This window comes from Cellvibrio sp. pealriver (assembly GCF_001183545.1).
Taxonomy (GTDB): Bacteria; Pseudomonadota; Gammaproteobacteria; order Pseudomonadales; family Cellvibrionaceae; genus Cellvibrio.
Map to the genome: position 1 here is coordinate 3,791,048 of NZ_KQ236688.1, position 23,920 is coordinate 3,814,967.

A 23,920-nucleotide genomic window follows, 5' to 3' on the forward strand; every position below is an offset into this window, starting at 1 on the left:
AAAAACCGCAAAGCAGTGTGCTTTGCGGTTTTGCTATCGGGGTTACATATTCAGTGCAGGATGTTTCCACCTAATAACTGACGAACTTCTTCTGCGGCAAAATGGTAATGCTGGTTGCAGAATTGGCAGTCGATATCAATACTGCCTTTTTCTACTAATAATTCTTCTACTTCTTCTTTGCCAATCGACAGTAATGCACTGGCACTGCGCTCACGTGAACAGCTACAGGCAAAATGCAGCGCTTTGGGTTCAAATAAGCGCAGCGGATGTTCGTTGAATAAACGATACAGCACCGTTGAGTGATCCAAATCCAATAATTCTTCTTGCTTTACCGTGCTGGCGAGCGTGGTAATGGTTTCCCATTTGTCGCGGTTGTCATCGCTATTGGTAATTAATTGTTGCGGCAATGCCTGAATTAAAAATCCGGTGACTGAATGGTCGCCTGCTGCAAACCATAAGCGCGTTGCCAATTGTTCGGATTGTTGGAAATAATGTTCCAGACAGCCAGCAAGGTTGTCTGCATCCATGGGGACAATTCCCTGATGGCGTTCGAGCTTGCCGCTAAAGTTTTCGCTGCGTTGTGGTTCGATGGTAATAACCAACACGCCGTTGCCGAGCAGTTGTTGTAAGTTGCCGTGGTTGGCAAGTTCGTCACTTAATTCTATTTCAGGATTTACGCGCACTATGCCGCGCAGGCTATTGTGATGGTTGCACTCAGCCATGATGGTGCCTACTGCGCCGTCACCGCGCGCTTGTAAAATAATTTTTCCATCAAACTTTAAGGTGCTGGAGAGTAACCCAACAGCCGCGAGAAATTCGCCGAGTAGTTGTTGGATGGCGGGTGCTTGTGGATTGTGGCTTAGCACTTCGCGATAACTATAACCTAGGGTGACAATCTCACCGCGCACATCGCAGTCATCAAATAAAAAACGGTGGAGTAAATCGTTGCTTGGCATTGGTTAAAAATCTCTTAAAAATAGTAGCGATCTTTGGTCAGTTGCGGATGGTAATTAAAGACTGTAGGAGACATGGATGTCGACTTCAAGCCTACAGGGATGTATTCACGGCGAGTCTTTAATTACCATCCGCAACTGAGCGAAGATCTTTCTGTGTGATTAATTAATCCTCATCACCCAACAAATTCACACGCTGGAAGCGGTGAATTTGGCGGCGTTCTTTTTTGTTGGGGCGGTGGTCGCTGATAATAAAATTACCCAGCCCCGCTTTGCGTTCCGCTGCGCGTTTCTCGCGCAGGTTTTTGCTTTCTTCCGTTTCCTCATACAACAGCGCTGCTTGTGGAGCGCCGCGGCGTTGATCGGAGAGTGCTTTGATGATGACGGTTTTATCATCCCAATCCTGACGGATAGTTAATTCCAACCCTACTAACGCTTCTTTGCTGGGTTTGATGCGCTGTCCATCGCAATGAATTTTTCCGCCTTCAATAGCCTGTTTGGCGAGCATGCGTGTTTTATAAAAGCGCGCAGCCCACAGCCATTTGTCGATGCGAATTTTATCGTCATCATCGTCTTGTTCGTGTTTTTGTTTGCTCATAACTTAATTGGCCGATGGCATAATTTCATCAAAGTGATGGATGGCAGGATACTGCTCCATGCGCCGCTCTTTTTGGCTGTCGGGTTGATGAATGCCAAGCAGGTGTTTGATACCAAATAATTTTGCGGAATCGAGAATACGCACTGTGTCGTCAATAAACAGCGTGCGTTCCGGGTCAAATTGTTCGCGCGTTTGCAATTCCTGCCAAAATTTTTGCGATTCTTTGGGCTCATTAAATTCGTGCGATGAAATAATGACATCCAACCACTGATCGATCTGCGTCACCTGCATTTTGAGTGACAAGCTCTGCGGATGGGCATTAGTAACCAGCAGCACTTTTTTACCCGCGTTGCGCAAACGCTGCAAAAATTCGCCGACGTGCGGACGTATCTGGATTTTGTGTTTCACTTCTTCTTTGAGGCTGGGAATATCCACATCCAATGCCTTTGACCAAAACTCCAGGCAATACCATTGCAAGGTGCCTTCGTATTGGTGGATGTCGGCTTTGAGTTTTGCATGCGCGGTAGCCAGATCAACGTTGTGGATTTGCGCATAGCGCTGGGGCAGGTGATCCAGCCAAAAATAGTTGTCGAAATGGAGGTCTAACAAGGTACCATCCATATCCAGCATGACTGTATCTATTGAGTCCCAATTAATCATAAACTTGTCTCTACCACCTTTTACGAACTGCGTTTAGCTATGCCCAATAATGCCCCGCCACATAAGCCCAACCAAGCCAAGCCCGAAATTTTAAAGCGCGCGACGGTTGCGCGCAGCCGGTTGTTCCGCGCCGATGAAATCCACCTGCGCTTTAGCAACGGTGAAGAACGTACCTATGAAAAGCTCTGTTCGGGCGGGCCGGGGGCGGTGCTTATTGTACCCTTGCTGGATGAGAATACGGTGCTTTTGGTGCGTGAATATGCGGCCGGATTGGAGGATTACCACCTCGCCTTGCCCAAAGGTGCCATCGATCAAGGGGAGTCATTACTGGAGGCGGCGAACCGTGAGCTGAAAGAGGAGGTGGGTTATGGCGCGCGTCACTTGCAGTTTCTCAAACGCATCAATCTCTCGCCTTCTTACATGGAGCACGGCATCAACATTGTGCTCGCCTGGGGCTTGTATCCGGAGCGTTTGGAGGGCGATGAGCCTGAACCTATCGAGGTGGTGCCTTATCCGCTGAAGGATATGCTTGAGCTCATCATGCGCCCCGATGTGTGCGAAGGTCGCAGTATTGCTGCGCTGTTTATGGCGCGTGAATGGCTCGCGGGCAAGTTGCCGCTAGAGGCATCGCAGGAGGCCACCGATGACTGAGCATCCGATCAGCCCGGAGTTGATTCGCAATCTGGTGGAGCTGGCGCGCTGTGCCGGTGATGCCATCATGGCTATTTACATCAATAAAGATACTTATCAGGTCGAGCACAAACAGGATGAGTCGCCTCTGACTGCGGCAGATTTGGCGGCGCACAGGGTGATTGATCAGGGGTTAGCGCAGCTATTGCCTTTGCCCGTTATCTCGGAAGAAAGCGAGCTGCCGGATTTTGCCGACCGCCACCTGTGGGAAAACTACTGGCTGGTTGATCCGCTTGATGGCACCAAGGAGTTTATCGCGGGCAACGGTCAGTTCACGGTCAATATTGCCTTGATCCAACGCGGCCGCCCGTTATTGGGTGTGGTGCATGTGCCCGCGACCGATACGACCTATTTGGGCGTGTTGGATGCGCGCGACCCTGCCAGTTTAGGTGCATTTAAATACCTGCGTGGGCGCGGGGCTGAGCCCATCCGGGTGCGCTCCATGATTGAGCGCTACCAACAGCGCGAACCTTTTACGGTGTTGCTGAGCCATCGCCACAATACCCAGGCAACGCTGGATCTAATGGAGGTGGTTAAACAAAACTGGCCGGGAACCATTGAAACTACCAATGCGGGCAGCTCATTGAAATTTTGTGTGATCGCCGAGGGCTTGGCCGACTTTTATCCGCGTCTGGCACCTACATCGGAATGGGATACAGCGGCTGCACAGGCCGTGTTGGAGGCCGCAGGTGGACGTGTGGTCTGCGCTACATCCGATCTGCCATCGCTGGTGTACAACACGCGGGAGGATATTTTGAACCCGCATTTTTACGCGCTGGGCGATAAACATTTCTATTGGGAAGGGTTATTAAACTCCAACTCCGTTAGCGGCAATTCTTAACGCGTTTTTCTGCAAAAAAATACTGTCGGTTATCTGCCGCCGCACCTGATTGGTGTGGTGGCAATCCTGTTGGTTTTATAACCAAATCACCATGCCTCCGAGAAGAAAATATTCTAAGTTTGCGCTAGTGAATCTCATCACATTTGGACTAGGCTTCAACCTGTAGGTCACTGCTCTGTGTGTCATTGCTGTTTCCTGCCCTGATTCATTCATAAGGAGAGTTCGTCGATGAGAAGAGAAAGCAAAAACCTGAAGGCCGATTTGAATACCAGCCGTTCTGATTTGATGCGCGATAAATTGCTGCGTGAAATTTCAGACTATGAGCGTCAGCTTGCAGAACTGAAATTAAATGGCACCCAGGTGAATTTCACTATGATCCAGACGTACAAAGAATTGATCAGTGCACGTCAGGCCATGCTCAAACGTTTACCGGTGCACTATTAATTGTTGCGGGTAATTGTAATGCTGCGGGCGCACATTATTTGTGTGCGCCGGATTTGATACTGCCCAAAGGTTTAAGCGTAAAACGCGGGTCAAGTTCGCGCTGCAAATGAATCCCCATTGCCAGCTGAGCATGATGTAATTTGCTCTCGTTGGCCGCAGGACGATTTGTGTGGGGGCTTGGGGCAAGTGTGCTGCTGAACGATGTGCGCAATGCTTTGTGTTGTAACCAGCTGTTCGCATCAATAAATGGCATTGGGCGATGGATAAAATATCCCTGTACCTGATCGCAGCCCAGCTCACGCAAACTGCCTATTTGTTCAAATACTTCTGCTCCTTCTGCCACGACTGTCAGCCCTAATGCATGGGCAATCGACACGATTCCCTTGCTGATATCCCAATCCACTTTATTGCCCGGTAAATCAGCGACAAAAGAGCGGTCAATTTTGATCATATCGAGTGGTAAACGTTTGATATAGGTGAGCGACGCATAACCCGTTCCGAAATCATCCACCGCCATACGTGCGCCCAAATCGCGGCAGCGCAACATAATCCGCTTGGCGCGCTCCAGATCCTCCAGCATCGCCGTTTCGGTAATTTCAATAATAAGTGATTCACCAAACCCCTGCTGTTGCTCGCAGAGTTTTTGCAATTCCAATAAAAAAGAGGGGTGTAAAAAATGACGCGGGGAAATATTGATGTGGATATCGGGGGTGAGGGAATTTTTATTCCACAACTGCATCTGTCGCGCCGCCTCGCGCAAAACCCAATTGCCCAAACGGAATTCCAGATCGCCGCGCGCAGATTCAAATGCCTGAATGATGGGGCCTGCGCTGATCACCTCGCCGTCTGGTTTGCACCAGCGCAACAGCGCTTCAAAGCCGACGACAGATAAATCGCCCAGTTCGCAAATCGGTTGATACCACAGTTGTAATTCATTGCGCTCCAGCGCGCCTTCCACATCGACAATTGAAATGGTTGTCTGCGGCAACTCGGCGTTGACGGACGCGCGCTGAACGCGGTCGCCGCCCTGACTTTTGGCAACATACATCGCGGCATCGGCTTTGCGCAGCAAATTAATTTCGTCTACGCCGTCTTGTGGTGCCAACACCACGCCAATGCTGCCACTTAACCGGCCGCGTTTGCGCCCGCGCCCATAGGGTACGCGCAATGCCTGCAAAAAACGTTTCGCAAGCGTGTCGATATGCGAATCATTGCATTCAGCGATAATTAAAAATTCATCGCCACCTAAACGGCCAATCTGGTCACCTTTGCGCATGACATCGGCCAGGCGCTGTGCAACATCGCGCAATAAAAGATCGCCGGTTTCGTGCCCCCAGTGATCGTTGGCCGATTTCAAACCATCTACATCAATAAAAAATAATGCAAAGCTGCGGTTGTAGCGATGCAGTTTTTCCAGACTGTTATCAAGGCAGTCCAGAATGCCGCGCCGGTTTAATAATTTGGTGAGTGGATCAATCGTGACCAGTGCGCGCAATTGCGCTTCTAATTGTTCGCGATGGCACGCGACTGCAATTTGGCTTGCAATGCGCTCGGCCAATGTCAGTAATTGTGGGGAAATATCCGCAACCGATTCCGTATGGGTAAACCAGGACGATGCCAGCACGCCCAATACTTTATCGGATGAAATCAACGGAATCACCAGATTGGATTGCAAGCCCGCATCGACCAACTGTGGCATGGCATCGGGAGCGGTAGGGTAATTGCGTGTAAAAATACTGGTTTTGCTGGTCAGTGCGCGGCCGGAGATTCCTGTCGCCGCAGAAAAACGGAAACCTTTAAACGCATTCAGCAAATGTTGCTGCTCGCCTTCAAATAATTTGTATTCAAAGGTGTGGGTTTCTTCATCTAATAAAATCAGCGCTGTACCATCGGCACCCAATAACTGGCGCACAGCCGCCGCTGCTTTTTTAAAAAAAACCTGAAAATCCGGCTCCAGTGTCAATGCATCCATGGCGGCCAATAACGATGGCACCGCAGTATGTAGCAATAAAGAATGGTTCATGGATAGCTGCTCACAAGTACATCAATAGCCCTGAATAAAACCAAGGCTTGTGTGAATTGCAATTAGCTTGCCAGTGGGATTTCCCTAATCATTTTTTTACATAGATATCGCAAAATGCAGAGTGTCTCGCGTAAACCGCATGTCTGGCTTCCCGATAAAGGAAAGTTTTTTTTGGGCTTACACCAAAACAAAGCAGAAATAATCTGTGCTGTATTTATTTGGTGCACATTTCATAAGTCCATCAGGTAAAAATGCATTGACTTGGCTTTTTGGATTCAAGGAACATGCACGGCAATGACCATCATCTTGTCCGGATTAAAATGCCCATGCAGATTGATATTGAAACTATTGTTATCGCCGTATTGCTGCTGCTGGCGGCATTGTTGTACTCATCGGTTGGTCATGGTGGTGCATCCGGTTATATCGCGGCCATGGGGCTGTTGGGGGTTTCCCCTGCGGTAATGAAACCGACGGCGCTCGCATTAAATTTGGTGGTAGCCTCGGTTGCGATCTTCAAGTTCTATCGCGTAGGTGCATTTTCCTGGCAATTATTTATTCCGCTGGCAATCACCGCCATACCCATGGCGTATCTTGGCGGTAGCATCACTCTCCCTGTGCATTGGTATAAGCCCCTTGTAGGTTTGGTGCTGGTGTATGCCGCGTGGCGATCTTTTTATACGGCGCAAAAGGCATCCGTCTATGAAGTGCAGGCTGTGTCGCCTTGGCTTCTGGCATTGGCAGGGGCGATATTGGGTTTGTTATCCGGATTAACCGGTGTTGGCGGAGGGATTTTTTTAAGCCCATTATTATTGTTTTTTCGCTGGGCACCGGTAAAAGTCATTTCCGGTGTGGCCGCGGCATTTATTCTGGTGAATTCGGCAGCGGGAATATTAGGTGTTATGTCCACAGGAACCCAATTCCATCCCGGTTTGCCCTTGTGGGCTCTGGTGGTGTTGGTGGGCGGATTAATTGGTGCTGAGTATGGCAGCCGCCGCTTGGCGAATCCGGTTATCCAGCGGCTGCTTGCATTAGTGCTCTTGGTTGCCGGAGTAAAAATGCTCCTGACGTTTTAACGGCTTGGTTTTTTAATTGATTCGTTTTTTAATGAATGAGTTTTAAATAGATTTTTTTTAATAAATCAGTTTTTTTCGATACGCAATTGCGCCACAAAATTGCAGGGTTTATTGCGTGCATCCAACTGGTCTTTGATAATTTTTTCCCAGGCGGTGTTGCAGGCACCGGTGGAACCAGGCAGGCAAAAAATCAGGGTGCGATTGGCCATGCCTGCCGTTGCGCGCGATTGTATGGTTGAGGTGCCGATTTCCTCGTAAGACACCTGCCGGAATAATTCACCAAAACCGACCACGGTTTTATCAAACAGCGGCGTCATGGCTTCAACGGTTGAATCGCGCCCGGCAAAACCGGTGCCGCCGGTAATTAATACCACTTGCGCTTGTGGATCGACAATCCAATTGGAGACTACCGCGCGGATTTGATAAATATCATCGGTCACTAATGCGCGGTCATGTAATTGGTGGCCATCGGCGATTAATAAATCCTGCAGTTTTTGGCCTGATGTATCGGTTTCAAGATTGCGCGTATCCGATACCGTAAGTACGCAAATATTGAGTGGTTCGAATTCTTTTGTTGCAGTCATAAATCCCCTCTCGGTCGGAGGCTACCCTCCGGTCATATTCATAAACCGCACAATTTGCGGTTCATTGTGTAAATCAAAATAATGTCTTTCCGGCTTGTGTTGCATGGCATTGATAATGCGCTCACGCAGTGCCGTTTCTGAATAGTGTTCACTGCGCAATTGTTCGCGCAAATCTACGCTGTGTTCGTTACCAAGGCAGAGCAGCAAGCGACCGGTGGCGGTTACGCGCACGCGGTTGCAGCTGCCGCAAAAATTGTGTGAATGGGGCGAAATAAAACCGATGCGCGTATTACATCCATCCACTTGCCAGTAGCGCGATGGGCCTGCATCGGCATGGGAATTTTCTTGCGCGAGCAAGCGGTAGTCGCGGCTGAGTTGGCTGCGCAATTCATCGCTGCTGACATATTCAGCTGCGCGCCCGTGCTCGCTAATTTTGCCGAGCGGCATTTCCTCGATAAAGCTGATGTCCAGGCCTTCATCCAACGCAAATTGCACCAGCTGCGGTACTTCATCGGCGTTGTAATGTTTGAGTGCAACGCAGTTGAGTTTGATTTTCAGCCCCGCCTGTTGCGCGGCTTTGATGCCCGCGAATACCTGATCCAGATCGCCAAAGCGGGTGAGCTGGCGGAAGCGTTCCGGGTTGAGGCTATCCAGACTGATATTGATGCGTTTGACTCCGGCATCGCGGATGGCGTTGGCGTATTGCGGCAGGTGGGTGCCATTGGTGGTCAGGCAGAGTTCTTTCAGCGCAGATAATTGCCCGAGGTTTTGCAGCAGCTCGATAGTGCCGCGCCTGACCAGCGGCTCGCCGCCGGTGATGCGCAGCTTGGTTACACCCAGATCGACAAAGGCGCGGCCAAGGCTGGTGAACTCCTCGATACTTAATACCTCATTGCGCGGCAGAAACGTCATCTCCTCCGCCATGCAGTAAACACAGCGCAGGTCGCAGCGGTCAGTGACTGACAGGCGTACATAATTGACGGTGCGGCCGAAGCTATCGATCAGTTGCATAAAAAGATACGGGTTCCTGTGTGTCTGCACTCTAACCCCGCCTCGGGGTTGGCTCAAGGTGTTTCCCTCTATGGCTTGCTGTGAAAGCGGGCAATCTAAAGTCAGCAGCTCAGCAGTGGCAAGTCAGGTTAGCAAAGTGGCTGCCAAGTTGGCTTGATGAATATCAATAAGCCGCGCAAGGCCTGTTCCAAAATGGTGATTATTTGGATTTTAGCCCTTTGTCAGGCATCTGTGCTCCGGTTTTTGAGTAAGGATTTGTTGTTGGGCATGTGGCTCTGTGCAGTGTTTTGGCCTTAAAACAGCAAAATGTTTTTTTATGGTGCGCAGTGCACCATCACTGTGTTTTTTAATGGTGCATTTTTGTGAAATTAAAAAATCTATTTTTGCAATCAATTGGTGCGCTCTTGCACCAACAAAAAACACAAAATGAATTATTGATACGCGTTATTGATTGCTCAAGGGATCGATTTATGTCTGATGGATTTTTATAAGTGCCTGATCTGCATTAAGAAAAATTTATTTTTTGATGAAATATTGGTTATGGCATTTGCCTTGCAATTACCCCTGTGTAATCAAAATGCAGGTGTTGCCATGAACAATTTCCTTAAAGCGAATGTAGAAATCCTTCCTTCTGCGATGTTGAAAGCGCGCACAGGTGGCGACGGGCAAGCTAAAAAAGGCGATGACTACAACAAAAAAAATCGCACCGGAAAAGTGTGGTTAGTCGGTGCAGGCCCGGGCGATGCCGAACTGCTCACGGTGAAAGCATTGCGTGCAATCAACACGGCGGATGTGATTTTTTATGACTATCTGGTGAGCGCCGATATTCGCTCACTCTTCCCTAAAAACATTCCTGCTTTTTATGTTGGCAAAGCCAAAAACAAACACAGTATTGCGCAGAACGATTTAAACCAACTGTTGGTAAATCAGGCGAAGCTGGGTTTAACCGTGTGCCGTATTAAAGGCGGAGATCCTTTTGTATTTGGTCGCGGCGGCGAAGAATTATTGGAGCTGCGCAGCGCCGGTATTGAAGCAGAGGTTATTCCTGGCATCACCTCTGCCTCTGGCTGCAGTACCTATGCCGATATTCCTTTGACCCACCGCGGTTTGTCCCAAGGCTGTACCTTTGTTACCGGTCACGCCGAAAAAAGCTTGGATGTGAATTGGCATGCGCTCGCACAGTTAAAACACACGCTGGTGTTTTATATGGGGCTGACGCGCGCGGATGAAATATCAGCAAATTTATTAGCAGGTGGTCTTGCTGCAGATACACCGGTGGCAATTATCGAGAACGGCTGCCGCAAAGACCAGCGCAATATTATTTCTACACTCAGTGAATTTCCGGCGGATGTGCTGCGTGAAAACGTGCAGTCACCTGCGTTAATTATCGTGGGTGAAGTGGTGCGCTTGCGTGAAGAATTACAGAGCACTGTGATGGCACATGCCGCTGAACCGCAATACCTGTTGGCTTAATCAATTGAATGAGTGAAAACAAAAAATTTTACGACCGTGAGGCAGATATGAAGAAGCGCATTATTGTTGTTGGCAACGGAATGGTAGGGCATAAATTTATCGATAATCTGGTGAATCATGCAGATGCTGATCAATATCAGGTGATCACTTTTTCGGAAGAGCCGCGCCTTGCGTATGACCGCGTGCAGCTCTCCAAATATTTTTCCGGTTCGACTGCCGAAGACCTGATGCTGACCAGCACTGATTATTACGACGCAAAAGGTGTGCAATATATCCTGAGCGATAAAGTGATTGATCTGGATTTTGACAACAAAGAAGTGATCACCACATCTGGCCGCCGCGAAGCCTATGACAAATTAATTCTCGCCACGGGTTCTTATCCCTTTGTGCCGCCGATTCCCGGCAACAATGGCGAGCACTGTTTGGTGTATCGCACCATCGAAGATCTGGAGCGTATTACGGCATCTGCACAGCAAAGCAAAATTGGTGTGGTAGTCGGTGGTGGTTTGCTCGGGCTTGAAGCAGCCGCAGCGTTAAAAGCGGCGGGCCTTGAAACCCACGTAGTGGAATTTGCACCGCGCTTAATGGCAGTGCAGCTCGATGAAGGTGGCGGTAAATTATTGCGCCGCAAAATTGAATCCATTGGTGTAAAAGTTCACACGCAAAAAGCCACCAATGAAATTGTTGCGGGTACTGAAGCGCGCTATCGCATGAATTTTGCGGATGGCAGCCATCTGGAAACCGATATGATTTTATTTTCTGCCGGTATTCGCCCGCAGGATGAGCTCGCGCGCAAATGCGGTATTGGTTTAGGTGAGCGCGGCGGTATTGTGGTGGACAACAATTGCCAAACTACCATCAGCGATGTTTACGCCATTGGTGAATGTGCGCTGTGGAATAACCGCATTTATGGTTTGGTTGCGCCCGGTTACCAAATGGCGAAAGTGGCAGTGTCGCATATCACCGGTGGCAGTGACCAATTTATGGGTGCCGACATGAGCACCAAATTAAAATTGCTCGGTGTGGATGTAGCCTCGGTTGGTGATGCACATGGCACTACGCCCGGTTCACTCAGCTACACCTACAGCAACGATGTAGAAGAAGTTTACAAGCGCATTATTGTGTCGGCAGACAACAAAAAATTATTGGGCGCAGTATTGGTGGGCGATGTGGAAGCCTACGGCACTTTGCAATCCATGTGCGTCAACGGTATGGATTTGCCGCAAGATCCAAACTGTTTGATTCTGCCTAATGTTGAAGGTGGCGGAGCCGCCATTGGTGTTGATGCGTTGCCGGAATCCGCCTGTGTGTGCTCTTGTTACGATGTCAGCAAAGGTGCTATTTGCTGCGCTGTGCAAGACGGTGCGCGCACCATGGGTGATATTAAAGCAATTACCAAAGCCTCCACCGGTTGCGGTGGTTGTTCGGCGCTGGCCAAACAAGTGATGGATTCTGAATTGCTCAAATTGGGTGTGGAAGTCAGCAACCATATTTGCGAACACTTTCCACATTCGCGTCAGGAATTGGCTGACATTGTGCGCATTAAACAAATCAAAACCTTTGATGAATTGTTGGATCAACATGGTCATGGTTTGGGCTGCGATATTTGTAAGCCTGCGGTGGGCTCTATTCTCGCCGGTTTCTGGAATGAATTTGTGTTGGATAAAAAACACATCGGCCTGCAAGACACTAACGATATTTTCCTCGGCAATATGCAAAAAGATGGAACCTATTCCATTGTTCCGCGTGTAGCAGGTGGCGAGATCACGCCGGAAAAATTAATTGTGTTGGGTGAAGTGGCAAAAGAGTACAAGCTCTACACCAAAATCACCGGCGGCCAGCGTATCGATTTATTCGGTGCACAACTGCATCAATTACCTGCGATCTGGAAAAAATTGGTCGATGCCGGTTTTGAAACGGGTCACGCCTACGGTAAATCATTGCGCACGGTGAAATCCTGTGTGGGTTCAACCTGGTGTCGCTACGGTGTATTGGATTCAGTCGGCATGGCGATTGAATTGGAAAATCGCTACAAAGGTGTGCGCTCGCCACACAAAATGAAATTCGGCGTGTCTGGCTGTACGCGTGAATGTGCCGAGGCGCAGTCAAAAGATTTTGGCATTATCGCCACCGAAACCGGTTGGAGTTTGTATGTGTGCGGCAACGGCGGTATGCGCCCGCGTCACGCCGATTTATTTGCAACAGGTTTGGATGATGTCACGCTGATTAAATATATCGACCGCGTCATGATGTTCTACATCCGCACCGCAGATCGCCTGCAGCGCACGTCGGTGTGGCTGGAAAATATGGAAGGTGGTTTGGATTATCTGAAGAAAGTGGTGATTGATGATGTATTGGGTTTGTGCGACGAACTTGAAGCACAAATGAATTACAACATCAGCCAATACCAGTGCGAGTGGAAAACCACCGTTGAGAATGAAGAGTTGCAAAAACGCTTCAAACATTTCATCAACAGCAACGCAACCGATGACAATCTGGCCTATGTGGTAGAGCGCGAACAAATTCGCCCTGCAACCGCAGAAGAGCGCAACAGCAGTAGCATTCAGTTTGTGGAATTGGTGGATTAATCCCTCCCGGCCTCCCTTTTAAAAAGGGAGGTGTTGGTTCCCCCTTTGAAAAAGGGGGTTAGGGGGATTGTGTTTTTAAATTCTTCCGAGCCTCCCGTTTGCAAAGGAAGGGGGTTATAGAATTACAAATTTATATTTTCAGTGAGAAACATCATGAGCGAAAAACTCTGGATTAGTGTGTGTGAAATTGATGATCTTCTGCCCGACACCGGTGTCTGTGCGTTAGTCAATAATCAACAGGTGGCAATTTTCCGCTCGCGTCGCCTGAATGAAATTTTCGCAGTCTCTAATTACGATCCGGTCGGTGAAGCCAATGTGTTGTCGCGCGGCATTATTGGTTCGATCGGCGATGAAGTGGTTGTGGCATCGCCACTGTATAAAGAACATTACAATCTGCGCACGGGTGAGTGTTTGGAAAAACCGGAATACAACGTCAGTGTATTTCCTGTGCGTGTGGATGATGGTTTGGTTCAGGTGTTGGCCTGATGGTTTTAGTGTGAGCTTCCCTTCTTCTTCGGCTGCTTCATGAGTCGGCTTAATGGGCAACCCTTTGGGTTGCCCTTTTTTATGAAAGATATTTGTATGAAAAAATATTTTTTTGAATGGATATTGTTGATGCGAACGGATTAGCGCGCTGAAAGGCTGACCGGTTTTTGATGTTTTTGGTGATACATACGCTGGTCGGCAATTTGTGTTAGCTCATGCGCATCCTGACTGTCTTGCGGATAAAACGCAGTGCCAATACAGCAGCCAATCTGGATTTTTTTATCTTCAATCACAAACAGTTCGTTGAGTACTGACTGGATTTTTTCGCTGACGATTTTCGCTTGGGCGATGTCATCAATCTGGTGCAGGAGAATAACAAATTCATCGCCGCCGATACGCGCCACAGTGTCGGAGTGGCGCACGGTGGTGAGTAAGCGCCGCGCCACTTGTTTTAATAGTTCATCGCCCAGCGCGTGGCCGTATTGGTCGTTGACCGGTTTGAATTTATCGAGGTCGAGCAACATAACGGCCAGCGCCCGCTGGTGGCGTTTACTGTAGCTCAGTGCCTGTTGGAGCCGGTCGGAAAAGAGTGCGCGGTTGGGCAGCCCGGTCAGGCTGTCGTGTTGCGCCATAATGCGGTGCCGCTCTTCACTTTCGCGCAGGGCTTCAATGGCCTGTTTGCGGCCGATTGCAATCTCGGCCAGATACGCCGACTCCTCAATCAGTTTGATGTCTTCTGCGCTGGGTTCTGCAACCTGCGCCTGATAAATTGCAAAGGTACCCAACACTTCGCCACGGTGATTGATGATGGGCTCTGACCAGCAAGAGGCCAGTCCCGCCTTGGCGGCCAGTTCACGGGCGCTGGCCCAGGCAGGATCATTCTGGATGTCTTTGGTAATTACCCGCTGGCCGGTAATGACGGCTGTGCCGCATGAGCCAATCGCGCGCGCGATGTGCAGGCCATCGACCGCTTCATTATAAAAATCGGGCAAGTGCGGGGCGGCGGCCAGCCTGAGTGTATTGGTGGCGCGTTCAACCAGCAGGATGCTGCAGAGCATGTCCGGTTTGATGTGCTCAACACCGACGATAATCCCAAGCAGTATGTCCTCCAGCGGGTCATCAGCCACTATTTGCGCCAGCACATGGTTGTGGCCGCGCTGCCAGACATCGGCGCTGCGCATCAGGCGCACCATATTGCGCAATTTCTGGTTGACGCGGTTGATGTGCGCGGCGACCAGAAAAACGACAAACGCGCCTATCAACGAAGCGGCAGTAATGTACAGCCAGCTGCGATCCACCGAAACCTCGCTGCGGTACAGAAATCCATTCAGTGCCAGGTTTTTGGGGAGTAAACCCAAACTTGCATAGGTATCGGCAATATGCCGCCAGCGGCCGGGGTTGCTGTAACCCAGCTCTATCAGCTCGGGGTGGATAAGTTCACGCGTGTGCGCCATCTGCTTGCGCAGCAGTTCATCGCTCTGTTGTTGGTTGTATTGCTGGTGTTGGTTGTATTGCGTGCGGATCAGCTCAACGACGGCATCCGGATGATCCATCGCGTACTGCCAGCCCTTGAGGCTCGCTTTGCGGAATGCTTCTACAACATCGGGATTGCGCTTGAGCAGGCGGCTAGAGGTAAACAGGTTGTCGCCATAGAAATCAATGCCAACAGCGCGTGGGCTATACACCTGCACCGGGTATTGCATCGCCTCAAAATAGGGTAGTGCGATGCTGGAGTAAGTAGAAAGTGCATCGGTCTTGCCGGTAATCAGATCGTTGAGATCGGCGCTGTGGGGCACCAGTGAATACTGATCGGCACTGAGTCCTTCCTGCTGCAGATAGGCGACCAGCTCATCCGGGGTTTTGGTCAACATCAGGCGCTTGCCCGCCAGATCGTGGATATTCTGGGTTGGGCTCCACTGCCGGGCGACAAGCACCAAGGCAGAGTGTTGAAAGATATTAGCCAGCACGACGACCGGTTTACCGCGATAGTGCTCCAGCAGCAGGTTGCTGGAGCCCACCCCAAAATCCGCTGCACCACTGGTGACCGCAGTGACCACATCGGTCTCCGGTGTTGCCTCCATCAGGCTCACGTCCAGACCAGCCTCTTTGTAATATCCCTGCTCAAGCGCGGCGTAGTAACCGGCAAATTGAGGGCTATGATGCCATTTTAATTGCAGCGTCACCTGCTCGGCGGCCAGTGCACCAGCGCACACCAGCACATTTGTCAGGGCGGCAATGCACCGCCAAATACACCTGTTATTCACCGGTATCCTCATTCCATAAGTAGGGCGATGGGTGGAAAAGTGGTTGCACGGCATGTGCTTCAACCGTAACCAGTAGTGTGCTGATCTGGATGAAACCTGCGTGCGTTTCTGCGGTTGGGGCCTGTCTATGTAGATCCGTAAGCATGACGAAAGCTCCTGTACAACAGTATTCCTGAGTGTAGTGTCAGTTTATTGCCCGGGGTTGTTTTTTTCAGAAAATGCGCACCCGGTATTACTGCCAATACCTATGTAGTGAAAATATTGGCAATAACTGTGCCTTGGAGGGATTTTGCGAACCGACGTTCAATAAAACGTGGATCTGGGTAGCATTATTGATGCGCCAAATTTTAAAAATTGTAAAAAAGCTCGACTGGTTCGAGTGAGGAAATCGCACAAAAATGGATTTTTGGAATAAGTCGCCAGTTATTTCATGTCAGTTGGCCTGAATCAGGGAGGGCGATGTATTGCGGAGCCGCACCAAATCGCGCACCGGTGGCAAGCCAAACAGACGTTGGTATTCGCGATTGAACTGTGAAGGGCTTTCATAACCAACGCGATGGCTGGCGGTGGCGGCATCCAGATTTTCGCTAAACAACAAGCGTCGGGCTTCTTGCAGCCGCAGTTGTTTCAAGTACTGCAGCGGCGTCATGTTGGTGATGCTTTTGAAGTGCGCATGCAGGGCCGAATTGCTCATGCACGCCATCTGCGCCAGCTCTTCAATCCGCCAATTTCTATGGAAATCGCGCTTTAGTGTTTTGATAACCCGCGCAATCTGCTGCGCATGGCTATCGGTCTGCGCGGTTTGCTGCAGGATAACGGCCTGCTCATCCAGCAATAACCGGTACAGGATTTCCCGCTCGACCAGTGGTGCCAACACCGCAAGGTCATCTGGAGTATCAAGCAAGCGCATCAGGCGCAAGACTGCATCCAGTAATTGATAATTCGCCTGGCTCACAAACAACCCGCGATGCGGCATTTTTACCGGCCGCAACAACTGGCGGTTCTCCAGCAGCATTTCACTGATCTTATGTGGTTTCAGCCTCAGGCGGATACACAAATACGGCTGTTCAGGCGTTGCCTCTATCACTTGGCCGCGCACCGGTAAATCTACCGCCGCCACCAAATACGTGGATGGATTGTAGCTATACAGCTCTTCGCCCAGTCGCGCCTGCTTTTGACCCTGCGCAATGATGCATACGGAGGGCTCATAAAGTGCGTGGGTGATTTCTGTGGGCTGGTTGCTGCGAAACAACTGCATGCATTCCAGCGCCGTGCTGGTCATGCCTTCTTCGGTCGCCAGCCGTTTGGCACGCAGCGCCAATTCAGGCAAAAGGCTGTTGATATCGCCGCTCATATATCCCTCTCGTTCGATGTGGAAATGGCTTATCGGATGTTGTGCTGCTTGTCAGATGTTGTGTTGATGAGTGTAGCGACTTGCCCGCTGCGATTGAACCGGCTGGCCGCGAGTCTGGAGTTTTAGGCAATCATCAACGAGGAATTGGCTACCGGCGAAAACGGGCTGGTTTTTATAGTGGCTCCATCGGGACGGAATTCTTCTGCCCCTCTTATCAGGAGCTGAACCTATGTCTACATCACACACAAACCCTCAAACCAAAGTGGTTGTTATTACCGGTGCCAGTAGCGGCATTGGCGAAACCGCTGCCCTGGCCTTGGCGCAGGCCGGCCATATTGTGGTACTGGGCGCGCGCCGTCAGGAGCGGTTGGCTGCGTTGGCCGACAAAATCCGCGCGGCAGGCGGAACTGCGGCCTATCTGGAGACCGACGTTACCAGCAAAGCGCAGGTTGATGCGCTGGTGGGGTTGGCGCGCGAGCAGTTCGGGCGCGTTGATGTCATCGTCAATAACGCCGGGGTAATGCCGCTCTCGGCCATGCAGGAATTGAAGCTGGATGAATGGGAGCGCATGGTGGATGTCAATATCAAAGGGGTGCTTTACGGGATTGCCGCTGGCTTGCCGATCATGAAAGCCCAGGGAAGCGGCCATTTTATTAACGTATCGTCTATTGGTGGTCATGCGGTTTATCCCACCGCAGCGGTTTATTGCGCGACCAAATATGCCGTGCGCGCAATCTCTGAAGGCCTGCGTCAGGAGCAACTGGATGGCGACATCCGCGTCACGATTATTTCCCCCGGAGTGGTGGAATCCGAGCTTGCGGAGTCTATTTCTGACCCGGCGGCGCGTGCGGCCATGCGCGAGTTCCGCCAGATTGCGCTCAAGCCTGATGCCATCGCGCGGGCCCTTGTGTATGCGATTGAGCAACCGGCAGATGTGGATGTCAGTGAAATTATTATTCGCCCGACCCAAAGCCCGTATTGATCGATACCCGTATTAATCGATAGCAGAATCAGTAATCTGGATGGCAACTAAGCAGTAACCTGAACAGCGCGCTAATCCAATCGCGCTGGATACAAACTGTCACAGTTTGCCGCCAGCTTACTGACATAATTTGCCGGTGCTTGACCTTACCATAATGGAAGGTTACAGACTGCAGCCTGTTTTACCGAACTCGCTATGCACTTATACGATCTTCGCAAGAGGAAAATCCCCACAAGGGAAGGAGTCAGTATGCATCACCACCAACATCTGGCCGCACAGGTCAGCCAATTTTTGAATAGCGCCTTGTCGGCATCGCATTCATCCACGGGAAATTTTCTTGCCGGGCAGGTTCGCTGCTGGGGTTTTCCCGAGTTTGATCCGTCCAGTCCGTCAGAGTATCAAGGCTTTTTTAACTACCTGATCGATGTATTCGCAGAACGTGAATGGTCAATTGAGCAGTTGTTGGCAAGCGATTCACAAGTATTGGTGCGTTTCCGAATGAATGGAGTTCACCATGAGGAATTCATGGGGCTGCCAGCGACAGGCGCGTTTTTGGAATTCAGTGCCAACCTCCTGTTCCGTTTGCGCGATGGTTTGATTGAAGAGTCCTGGATGTACAAAAAATCCCTGCGGATGACGAGTAAAAAAGGCAGCGTGTTTGAGTTATTGCCAGCCCCCGCACAAGCTGCTTACCCGGCCAGCGCAAAGATCTACACCGCCTGCTCTTAAGTGATACTGTGGTTTGGATGTTGTAGCTGTTCCTTTCAGCGGGTGATCGAGTAAAATTGCCCGCTTGATTCGGGTCATTTCCTGCTGGCGTTCTGTTAGCGAGGAGGTGGCCTTTGGCCGCTATGAGATCCCCCCATGAGACAACTCCTGCTTTTTTGTGCACTGGTCTGTACCAGCCTCGGCGCCCGCGCTGATATTTTTGCGGTTTTCCGGGAGGAGGATGGCAGTACCAAGTGGCAGTACGTAGCCAATACCACGGCCAGTGTATTGATCCTCACGCTGGTGATTGTGTTGGCATTTTTGATCCGCGCTCACTGGCGCGCGGTTCGCTCCAATCGCGCGCTCACCGAAATCAAAGCCACACTGGAAGATCGCGTGGCGCGCCGCACTGCGGTATTGCAAGAGCGCGAGGCTTACATCGCCAGCATCGTTAACTCCATGCCGGTGATGCTCATAGGCCTTAACCAGGAACTGCAGATTACCCAGTGGAACCAAAAAGCCGAAGAAATTACCGGCCGCCCTTTTAAAGATGTGGTTGGGCAAAACCTGTGGGCGGCTTATGCGCAAATTACCCTGACGCAGGAACAGGTCAAAACTGTGTTGGCCACGGGCGAAACTCTCAATCTCAAGCACACCCAGCGCGGTCAATATACTTTTGATATCACGCTCTACCCGCTGAACAACCAGCAGGAAACGGGCATAGTGATTTTGATTTCAGATGTCACCAAACAAGTGAATGCAGAAAATAAATTGGCCGAGCGCGATAAGGTATCGGCGATGGGCGAGTTGGCATCAGCAATGGCGTATGACATCAGCTTGCCGATCAATACCATTTTTGCGCGCGTCTCCAGTGCGCGTCAGGAAATTGAAACGGCAGAGTTGGGTGACGTAAAAGAATTTTTATTGCAGGAAGTGGAAACTGTCCGCCAGAGTGCGCATCAGGCAACGGCGATTGCGCAAAATTTATTGCAACTGGCGAGCAGTCATCGCGACAGCAAACAATTGGCCGATGTGCCACCGATTATGGATCACAGTATTGAATTGGCGAGCGGTTTATTTTTTGATGCCAATGGCCTCACCTTCAAACACATTAATATCCGCCGTAATTACGCGGATAATTTGCCGCAAATCCCCTGCTATCCTGCAGAGCTCGCGCAGGTATTTGTTCGCTTGATGCGCAATGCGTTTTACGCACTCAATGCCAAATCCTGGAATGACAACAACAAGCCGTGGATCAATATCGAGATCGGTGAATTTTATGATTCGCTGTGGATTAAAGTAGAACACAACGGCAAATGTTTGAGTCCTGCTGAGCAATTGGAAATCTTCCAGCCTTTCTTCTCTATCGAGAGTCAGACAAGTACCTGTCCGGTTGAGCAGCGTCTGTCGTATTCTTATTTTATTATTACCGACCATCACCGTGGGCAAATGGCGGTTACATCCGATGAACAGAATGGCACTTGCTTTAATATCCAATTAGCCTTGAGCTGATCATGGTGTGCAATTGATACCATCAAAATAGTATTGAGTTAAACAAAAATGCCGGCGTTAATGCCGGCATTTTTTATCGATTATTTCAGTTTACCCGCTTCCAGTGTTCTTCAATTAACACACCGTCTTCCATACCTTTATGAATCCAGATGCCGTCTTTAAAGGTGCAGTTGAATTCATAGGTTTTTCCCATGAGCCGCGCTTCAGATGTGGCATCAACGGTTTCGTTGTAATTTTCGCCTTTCAAAGTGTAAGTGCCGGAGCCAGCCACAATAAACTTTCCGCTTTTATCCCAAGTGATAAAGGTAAAGTGATTGTCAGACAACACTTTGCGCGAGAGTGTGGCTTTGTCTTTAATTTCACCGACGACTTCGCCTTTTTCATTTTTGTATACGGCGTATTCCAATTCCCATGCGCCGGTTAATTCACTTGCCGAAACCCATTGGCTGAATACAACTAGCAGGGCGGCCAAACCTATGATCATTTTTTTCATTGTTATCTCTCTATTTTATATAGGTGTTATATAAGTGTTGTGTTTGAGTTGATAATGGAAACGAATCGCGAACATAGAATTCTTGCTGCGCGCGAATCTCAGCCCGATTATGCAACAGGAAAATAGCGCAACCAAACGATTAAACAAAAATTAATAATAATTAAGAACGATCAGAGCAGGGCAAGTGCGGAATTCAGTTTTTGTTCCAGCTCTGCTTTTAATTGCAGGTAGTGGCCTAATTGTAAACCGGTCTGTTGGGCGAGAGTGTCCTGGCAGAGTGATAAATCCAGATCGGTAATGTAGCAAGGATAGCGCTCACCTTGTTTTCTTCTGCGCACAATATAACTGGCGACCGCTTTAAATAAATCGTCGCCATACACCAGCGATGAAAATTCCTGCTCATTACAGAAAATAGTAAAGCGCAACACTTGTGCGCTATCCATTTCCGCAATTGCTTTGATATTGATGTAGTGCAATTGGTTAAGGTTATTGTGCAACTCCCTGCGTTCAGCAATACCTTGATGTTGTTTGATGTTGCCGGTTAGCTCGTAAATCTGGATATCCTGCGGGTTGGTGGCATTGTTAAAGTCGATACTGTGCGATTGGCGTTGCAGTGCCGCGCGAATAAAATTCACCAGTGGGCGCAGTAGGGTTTGCTGGTTGTGGTATTCCGTGGTGGTGGTAAACAGTGAGCCTTTTTCATCGATGATGGTAATCTGTGCTTGCTGTTGATCCAGCTGGTAAAAAAGATAAATGCCGCACTGCCTAGCAATATCGCCAATAATGCGCAGTGGTTTATCGCGCAGTGCATAGCGGTCTATCACCATGGGGCTAAAGTCTGATTGTGCTTGCGCTAGTTTGTTCAACAATTTTTCGTAGGATTTGAATCGTTGTATTTGCGGTTGCTGTTGGAAAAATTGCAAGAGCAAATACTCGTCTCCCATCTCCAAAATATAACGGCTGCTGCGCGGCCGTGTGCCGGAATAAAAACAGCTAATCAGGTCGCGCCATAAATCGGTAAGCCGCTGCGCAATATTATTGCCTTGGCCGGTACTAAAACAGCGAATACTCAATTCGGGCAAGCTGAAATGTTTTCCCGGTGGAAACAGACGGCAATAGTGTTGCAAACAATTGATTAGCGCGTCGCTCGGGTAATGCCGGCAGACTAACTCACCCCACGAATTGACCTGGATGATATCGGCATTGATCATTAGATTTTCACGCAAACCGCTATAGCCAAGCGCATCTTTTTGGTTGCTGAGCATTTGCATACCTTTTTTGTGCAAATCGGCTTGGGGCTCAACACCGGTATTGACCAAAATTAGCATGCGTTCAACCGCAGCAGGGCGCATAAATTGTTGGTGGTCGCGCAGCATTGGCAGTGGCAACCACTGTTGCAATGTTTGGATCAATAATTGTTTTTGGTTGGCACTGATGGAAAAAGTCGGTGCGATAATATCGACTTTGGTATGACTGGCCAGAATCTCATTGGCATGGCACCACAACAGCAACTCGACCAGACTGCGCGCATGTTTAATTGGTTCGACGTTGATATTGCGCAGCGCTAAATCGTTTTGGCTGCCGCGAATCACCTGCCAGTTTTCTTGTTGCTCTTGTTGTTTATGGACAAAGCAGAGCGCATCTTCACTTAGATCGCGCGAAATGCCGGGGTTGATCCATTCAATTTTTCCCGCTTTGCGTTCAAACGCAGCGTGTAACTTGCGCCCGAGTATCGCCAGCTCATCACTGCTGATCGCGATATCCTGATACTGATGTTTGCTTAACTCACTGAGCAGGCGATAACTTTGATTGAGCTCATTCACCAACAAGGTGCGCTCGCTAATCACATGAGGCGCTTTCCAATAAGCGCGGTTATCCAGCATATGTAACTGATGCGAAGACCAGTTCCATTCTTTTACCAATCCTTCCAACAATGTTCGCTGCCAGGATTTTTGTGCATGCCTGCTGGTGCGTGACAATGCTTTGTTGACTTTAAAATAAAAACAGCGCCGCACTAATTCCAATCGCTGCAACTGTCCATGTTCTAATAAATACTGTTCAATACGGCGATACACCATCACATAAGGGTCAAGGGCATCTGCATCGGGAGTGTCGGCGTAAATGGCGCGTTTTAAACTCAGCGCCAGGGGTTCTGCCGCAATACTTTCCGCGCTCTCTTCTTCGGCAGTAGGCGTGTGGATGTGTGGTTCAGAAAAGTCATTTTCAGAAATGTCATTATCAGAAAGACTATTTTCAGAAAAATCATTCAGGTCATCGGCTCCACTCATTGCTGGCATATCATCAATAATATGGGCACTGGCATAAACCTCCAGCAGCAATAATTTCAAAACCGATTTATAGGGGGACTCAATCGCTTTGTAGAGTTGCCAAATGCCCGCACCAATAAATTCATTTGGGGGGATGTAAGGCAAGCTGCCAAAGTCCACCAGGTCTTCTTCTTTTAAAAAGCGTTTGCCCAGCAAGGTATCACGATAGGCAATGTAATTTTTCTCTTGCGATGCAGGTACAAACCACCATAGCGGGAATTTTCCGGCAAGCCACAAGGCGGTGCGATAAAACTCATCAAGCAATAAAAAGTGCTGCGCAGAGCCACTGGCTTCGCTACTTAAATGTTGTGTGCGGCTATGGGTGAATTCATCGCTACGCATTAAAAAGAAATGCACTTCAAGGCGAACTTGTACGGCAGCCCACTGGCTGATCAGCGTGCATTTGCGCTCCAGTTCTTGTAGCAGCGGGTTGTCCTCATGCAGGCTGTGACACACCCATAAATCCAGATCGCTGGAGTCGCTTTGCGCAATGGTGCCGACACTGCCCATAATAAAAAGCGCATCTATCGCACATTTTTTCTCAATCAGATCGCGGTTGTACTGAAAGCTGCGGGCAATAATTTTGGCAATGCGTAAATCATCGTTGGACGGTGTGTATTGATAAACGCCCGCTGGTGTTCCGTGAGAAATATAGCCAGGCAACATCGGGTGGTTGACGTGAAACAACAATGGCAACACTTGCACAAATTGTTGTTGTCGTTCAGTCAGTGCGGCACACGTTCGCTCATGGCGCTGTGCATTTAAATCGAGGAAGCGTTGTTTAAGCAGGCTGAGTTGTTTGCGGTCAACACCGTCATCTATGTTGTGAATGTCGATCGGTCGTGAGTACATAAAT

At 49.5% G+C, this 23,920-nt stretch carries 21 protein-coding genes; 10 read left to right on the plus strand and 11 right to left on the minus strand.

From position 1 onward, the window contains the following. Positions 1–50: 50 nt before the first annotated feature. From hslO to yrfG, 3 genes are all read right to left on the minus strand, one after another. The gene (gene hslO, locus VC28_RS16490; protein WP_049631611.1) at positions 51–956 is read right to left on the minus strand and encodes an Hsp33 family molecular chaperone HslO; all 906 of its coding nucleotides are present in this window, start codon (positions 954–956) and stop codon (positions 51–53) included. A gap of 163 nt (positions 957–1,119) precedes the next feature. Next, the gene (locus VC28_RS16495; RefSeq protein WP_049631612.1) at positions 1,120–1,551 is read right to left on the minus strand and encodes an RNA-binding S4 domain-containing protein; all 432 of its coding nucleotides are present in this window, start codon (positions 1,549–1,551) and stop codon (positions 1,120–1,122) included. A gap of 3 nt (positions 1,552–1,554) precedes the next feature. Further along, the gene (gene yrfG, locus VC28_RS16500; RefSeq protein ID WP_049631613.1) at positions 1,555–2,211 is read right to left on the minus strand and encodes a GMP/IMP nucleotidase; all 657 of its coding nucleotides are present in this window, start codon (positions 2,209–2,211) and stop codon (positions 1,555–1,557) included. Between the two features lie 39 nt (positions 2,212–2,250). On the opposite strand from yrfG, the gene nudE reads away from it, so the two are divergent. The 3 genes from nudE (at position 2,251) to VC28_RS16515 (ending at position 4,186) form a co-directional block, all read left to right on the plus strand. Next, positions 2,251–2,862, plus strand: a complete 612-nt coding sequence (nudE, locus tag VC28_RS16505; protein ID WP_049631614.1) for an ADP compounds hydrolase NudE — start codon at positions 2,251–2,253, stop codon at positions 2,860–2,862. Continuing rightward, positions 2,855–3,742 carry a 3'(2'),5'-bisphosphate nucleotidase CysQ gene (cysQ, locus tag VC28_RS16510; protein WP_049631615.1) on the plus strand — a complete coding sequence of 296 codons (888 nt, stop codon included), beginning with the start codon at positions 2,855–2,857 and terminating at the stop codon, positions 3,740–3,742. Before nudE ends, cysQ begins: the two co-directional genes overlap by 8 nt. A gap of 228 nt (positions 3,743–3,970) precedes the next feature. Further along, the gene (locus VC28_RS16515; protein ID WP_049631616.1) at positions 3,971–4,186 is read left to right on the plus strand and encodes a hypothetical protein; all 216 of its coding nucleotides are present in this window, start codon (positions 3,971–3,973) and stop codon (positions 4,184–4,186) included. Positions 4,187–4,220: 34 nt separating this feature from the next. Here the strand turns inward: VC28_RS16515 and VC28_RS16520 are convergent, their stop codons facing one another. Then, positions 4,221–6,209 carry a putative bifunctional diguanylate cyclase/phosphodiesterase gene (locus VC28_RS16520; protein ID WP_049631617.1) on the minus strand — a complete coding sequence of 663 codons (1,989 nt, stop codon included), beginning with the start codon at positions 6,207–6,209 and terminating at the stop codon, positions 4,221–4,223. A gap of 320 nt (positions 6,210–6,529) precedes the next feature. Between VC28_RS16520 and VC28_RS16525 the strand changes: the two genes are divergently transcribed. Then, positions 6,530–7,282: a sulfite exporter TauE/SafE family protein gene (locus VC28_RS16525; protein WP_197085553.1), complete on the plus strand. Its 753-nt coding sequence runs from the start codon at positions 6,530–6,532 to the stop codon at positions 7,280–7,282. A gap of 65 nt (positions 7,283–7,347) precedes the next feature. On the opposite strand, the gene moaB is transcribed toward VC28_RS16525, so the two are convergent. Next, positions 7,348–7,866 (minus strand): molybdenum cofactor biosynthesis protein B, encoded by a 519-nt coding sequence (moaB, locus tag VC28_RS16530; RefSeq protein ID WP_049631618.1) that lies wholly within the window; start codon positions 7,864–7,866, stop codon positions 7,348–7,350. Positions 7,867–7,887: 21 nt separating this feature from the next. Next, positions 7,888–8,877, minus strand: a complete 990-nt coding sequence (moaA, locus tag VC28_RS16535; protein WP_049631619.1) for a GTP 3',8-cyclase MoaA — start codon at positions 8,875–8,877, stop codon at positions 7,888–7,890. Between the two features lie 636 nt (positions 8,878–9,513). Here moaA and cobA point away from each other — a divergent pair. The 3 genes from cobA to nirD all read left to right on the plus strand — a co-directional run bounded on the left by cobA (position 9,514) and on the right by nirD (position 13,424). Further along, positions 9,514–10,350, plus strand: a complete 837-nt coding sequence (gene cobA / locus VC28_RS16540; RefSeq protein ID WP_369799060.1) for a uroporphyrinogen-III C-methyltransferase — start codon at positions 9,514–9,516, stop codon at positions 10,348–10,350. A gap of 47 nt (positions 10,351–10,397) precedes the next feature. Continuing rightward, a complete protein-coding gene (nirB, locus tag VC28_RS16545; RefSeq protein WP_049632475.1) occupies positions 10,398–12,938 on the plus strand; it encodes a nitrite reductase large subunit NirB in 2,541 nt (846 codons plus the stop codon). Positions 12,939–13,091: 153 nt separating this feature from the next. Beyond that, the gene (gene nirD, locus VC28_RS16550; RefSeq protein WP_049631620.1) at positions 13,092–13,424 is read left to right on the plus strand and encodes a nitrite reductase small subunit NirD; all 333 of its coding nucleotides are present in this window, start codon (positions 13,092–13,094) and stop codon (positions 13,422–13,424) included. Between the two features lie 140 nt (positions 13,425–13,564). Here nirD and VC28_RS19345 read toward each other — a convergent pair whose 3' ends face one another. The 3 genes from VC28_RS19345 to VC28_RS16560 all read right to left on the minus strand — a co-directional run bounded on the left by VC28_RS19345 (position 13,565) and on the right by VC28_RS16560 (position 17,042). Next, on the minus strand, positions 13,565–15,688 hold the full coding sequence (locus tag VC28_RS19345) for an ABC transporter substrate-binding protein (RefSeq protein WP_053094222.1): 2,124 nt from the start codon (positions 15,686–15,688) through the stop codon (positions 13,565–13,567). Then, positions 15,681–15,833 carry a hypothetical protein gene (locus VC28_RS19890; RefSeq protein ID WP_197085554.1) on the minus strand — a complete coding sequence of 51 codons (153 nt, stop codon included), beginning with the start codon at positions 15,831–15,833 and terminating at the stop codon, positions 15,681–15,683. Before VC28_RS19890 ends, VC28_RS19345 begins: the two co-directional genes overlap by 8 nt. Before the next feature lie 288 nt (positions 15,834–16,121). Continuing rightward, the gene (locus VC28_RS16560; RefSeq protein ID WP_049631621.1) at positions 16,122–17,042 is read right to left on the minus strand and encodes an AraC family transcriptional regulator; all 921 of its coding nucleotides are present in this window, start codon (positions 17,040–17,042) and stop codon (positions 16,122–16,124) included. A 229-nt stretch (positions 17,043–17,271) separates the two neighbouring features. Here VC28_RS16560 and VC28_RS16565 point away from each other — a divergent pair, with 229 nt between their 5' ends. The 3 genes from VC28_RS16565 to VC28_RS16575 all read left to right on the plus strand — a co-directional run bounded on the left by VC28_RS16565 (position 17,272) and on the right by VC28_RS16575 (position 20,244). Continuing rightward, entirely contained in the window at positions 17,272–18,024 is a 753-nt protein-coding gene (locus VC28_RS16565; RefSeq protein ID WP_049631622.1) for an SDR family oxidoreductase, read from the plus strand. Positions 18,025–18,273: 249 nt separating this feature from the next. Next, a complete protein-coding gene (locus VC28_RS16570) occupies positions 18,274–18,753 on the plus strand; it encodes an ester cyclase (RefSeq protein ID WP_049631623.1) in 480 nt (159 codons plus the stop codon). Between the two features lie 135 nt (positions 18,754–18,888). Next, entirely contained in the window at positions 18,889–20,244 is a 1,356-nt protein-coding gene (locus VC28_RS16575) for a PAS domain S-box protein (protein ID WP_049631624.1), read from the plus strand. Positions 20,245–20,329: 85 nt separating this feature from the next. Here VC28_RS16575 and VC28_RS16580 read toward each other — a convergent pair whose 3' ends face one another. Further along, the gene (locus VC28_RS16580; protein ID WP_049631625.1) at positions 20,330–20,737 is read right to left on the minus strand and encodes a DUF4488 domain-containing protein; all 408 of its coding nucleotides are present in this window, start codon (positions 20,735–20,737) and stop codon (positions 20,330–20,332) included. Positions 20,738–20,907: 170 nt separating this feature from the next. Then, positions 20,908–23,916, minus strand: coding sequence for a class I adenylate cyclase (locus tag VC28_RS16585; protein WP_049631626.1), 3,009 nt, complete (start codon positions 23,914–23,916; stop codon positions 20,908–20,910). Positions 23,917–23,920 lie beyond the last annotated feature (4 nt).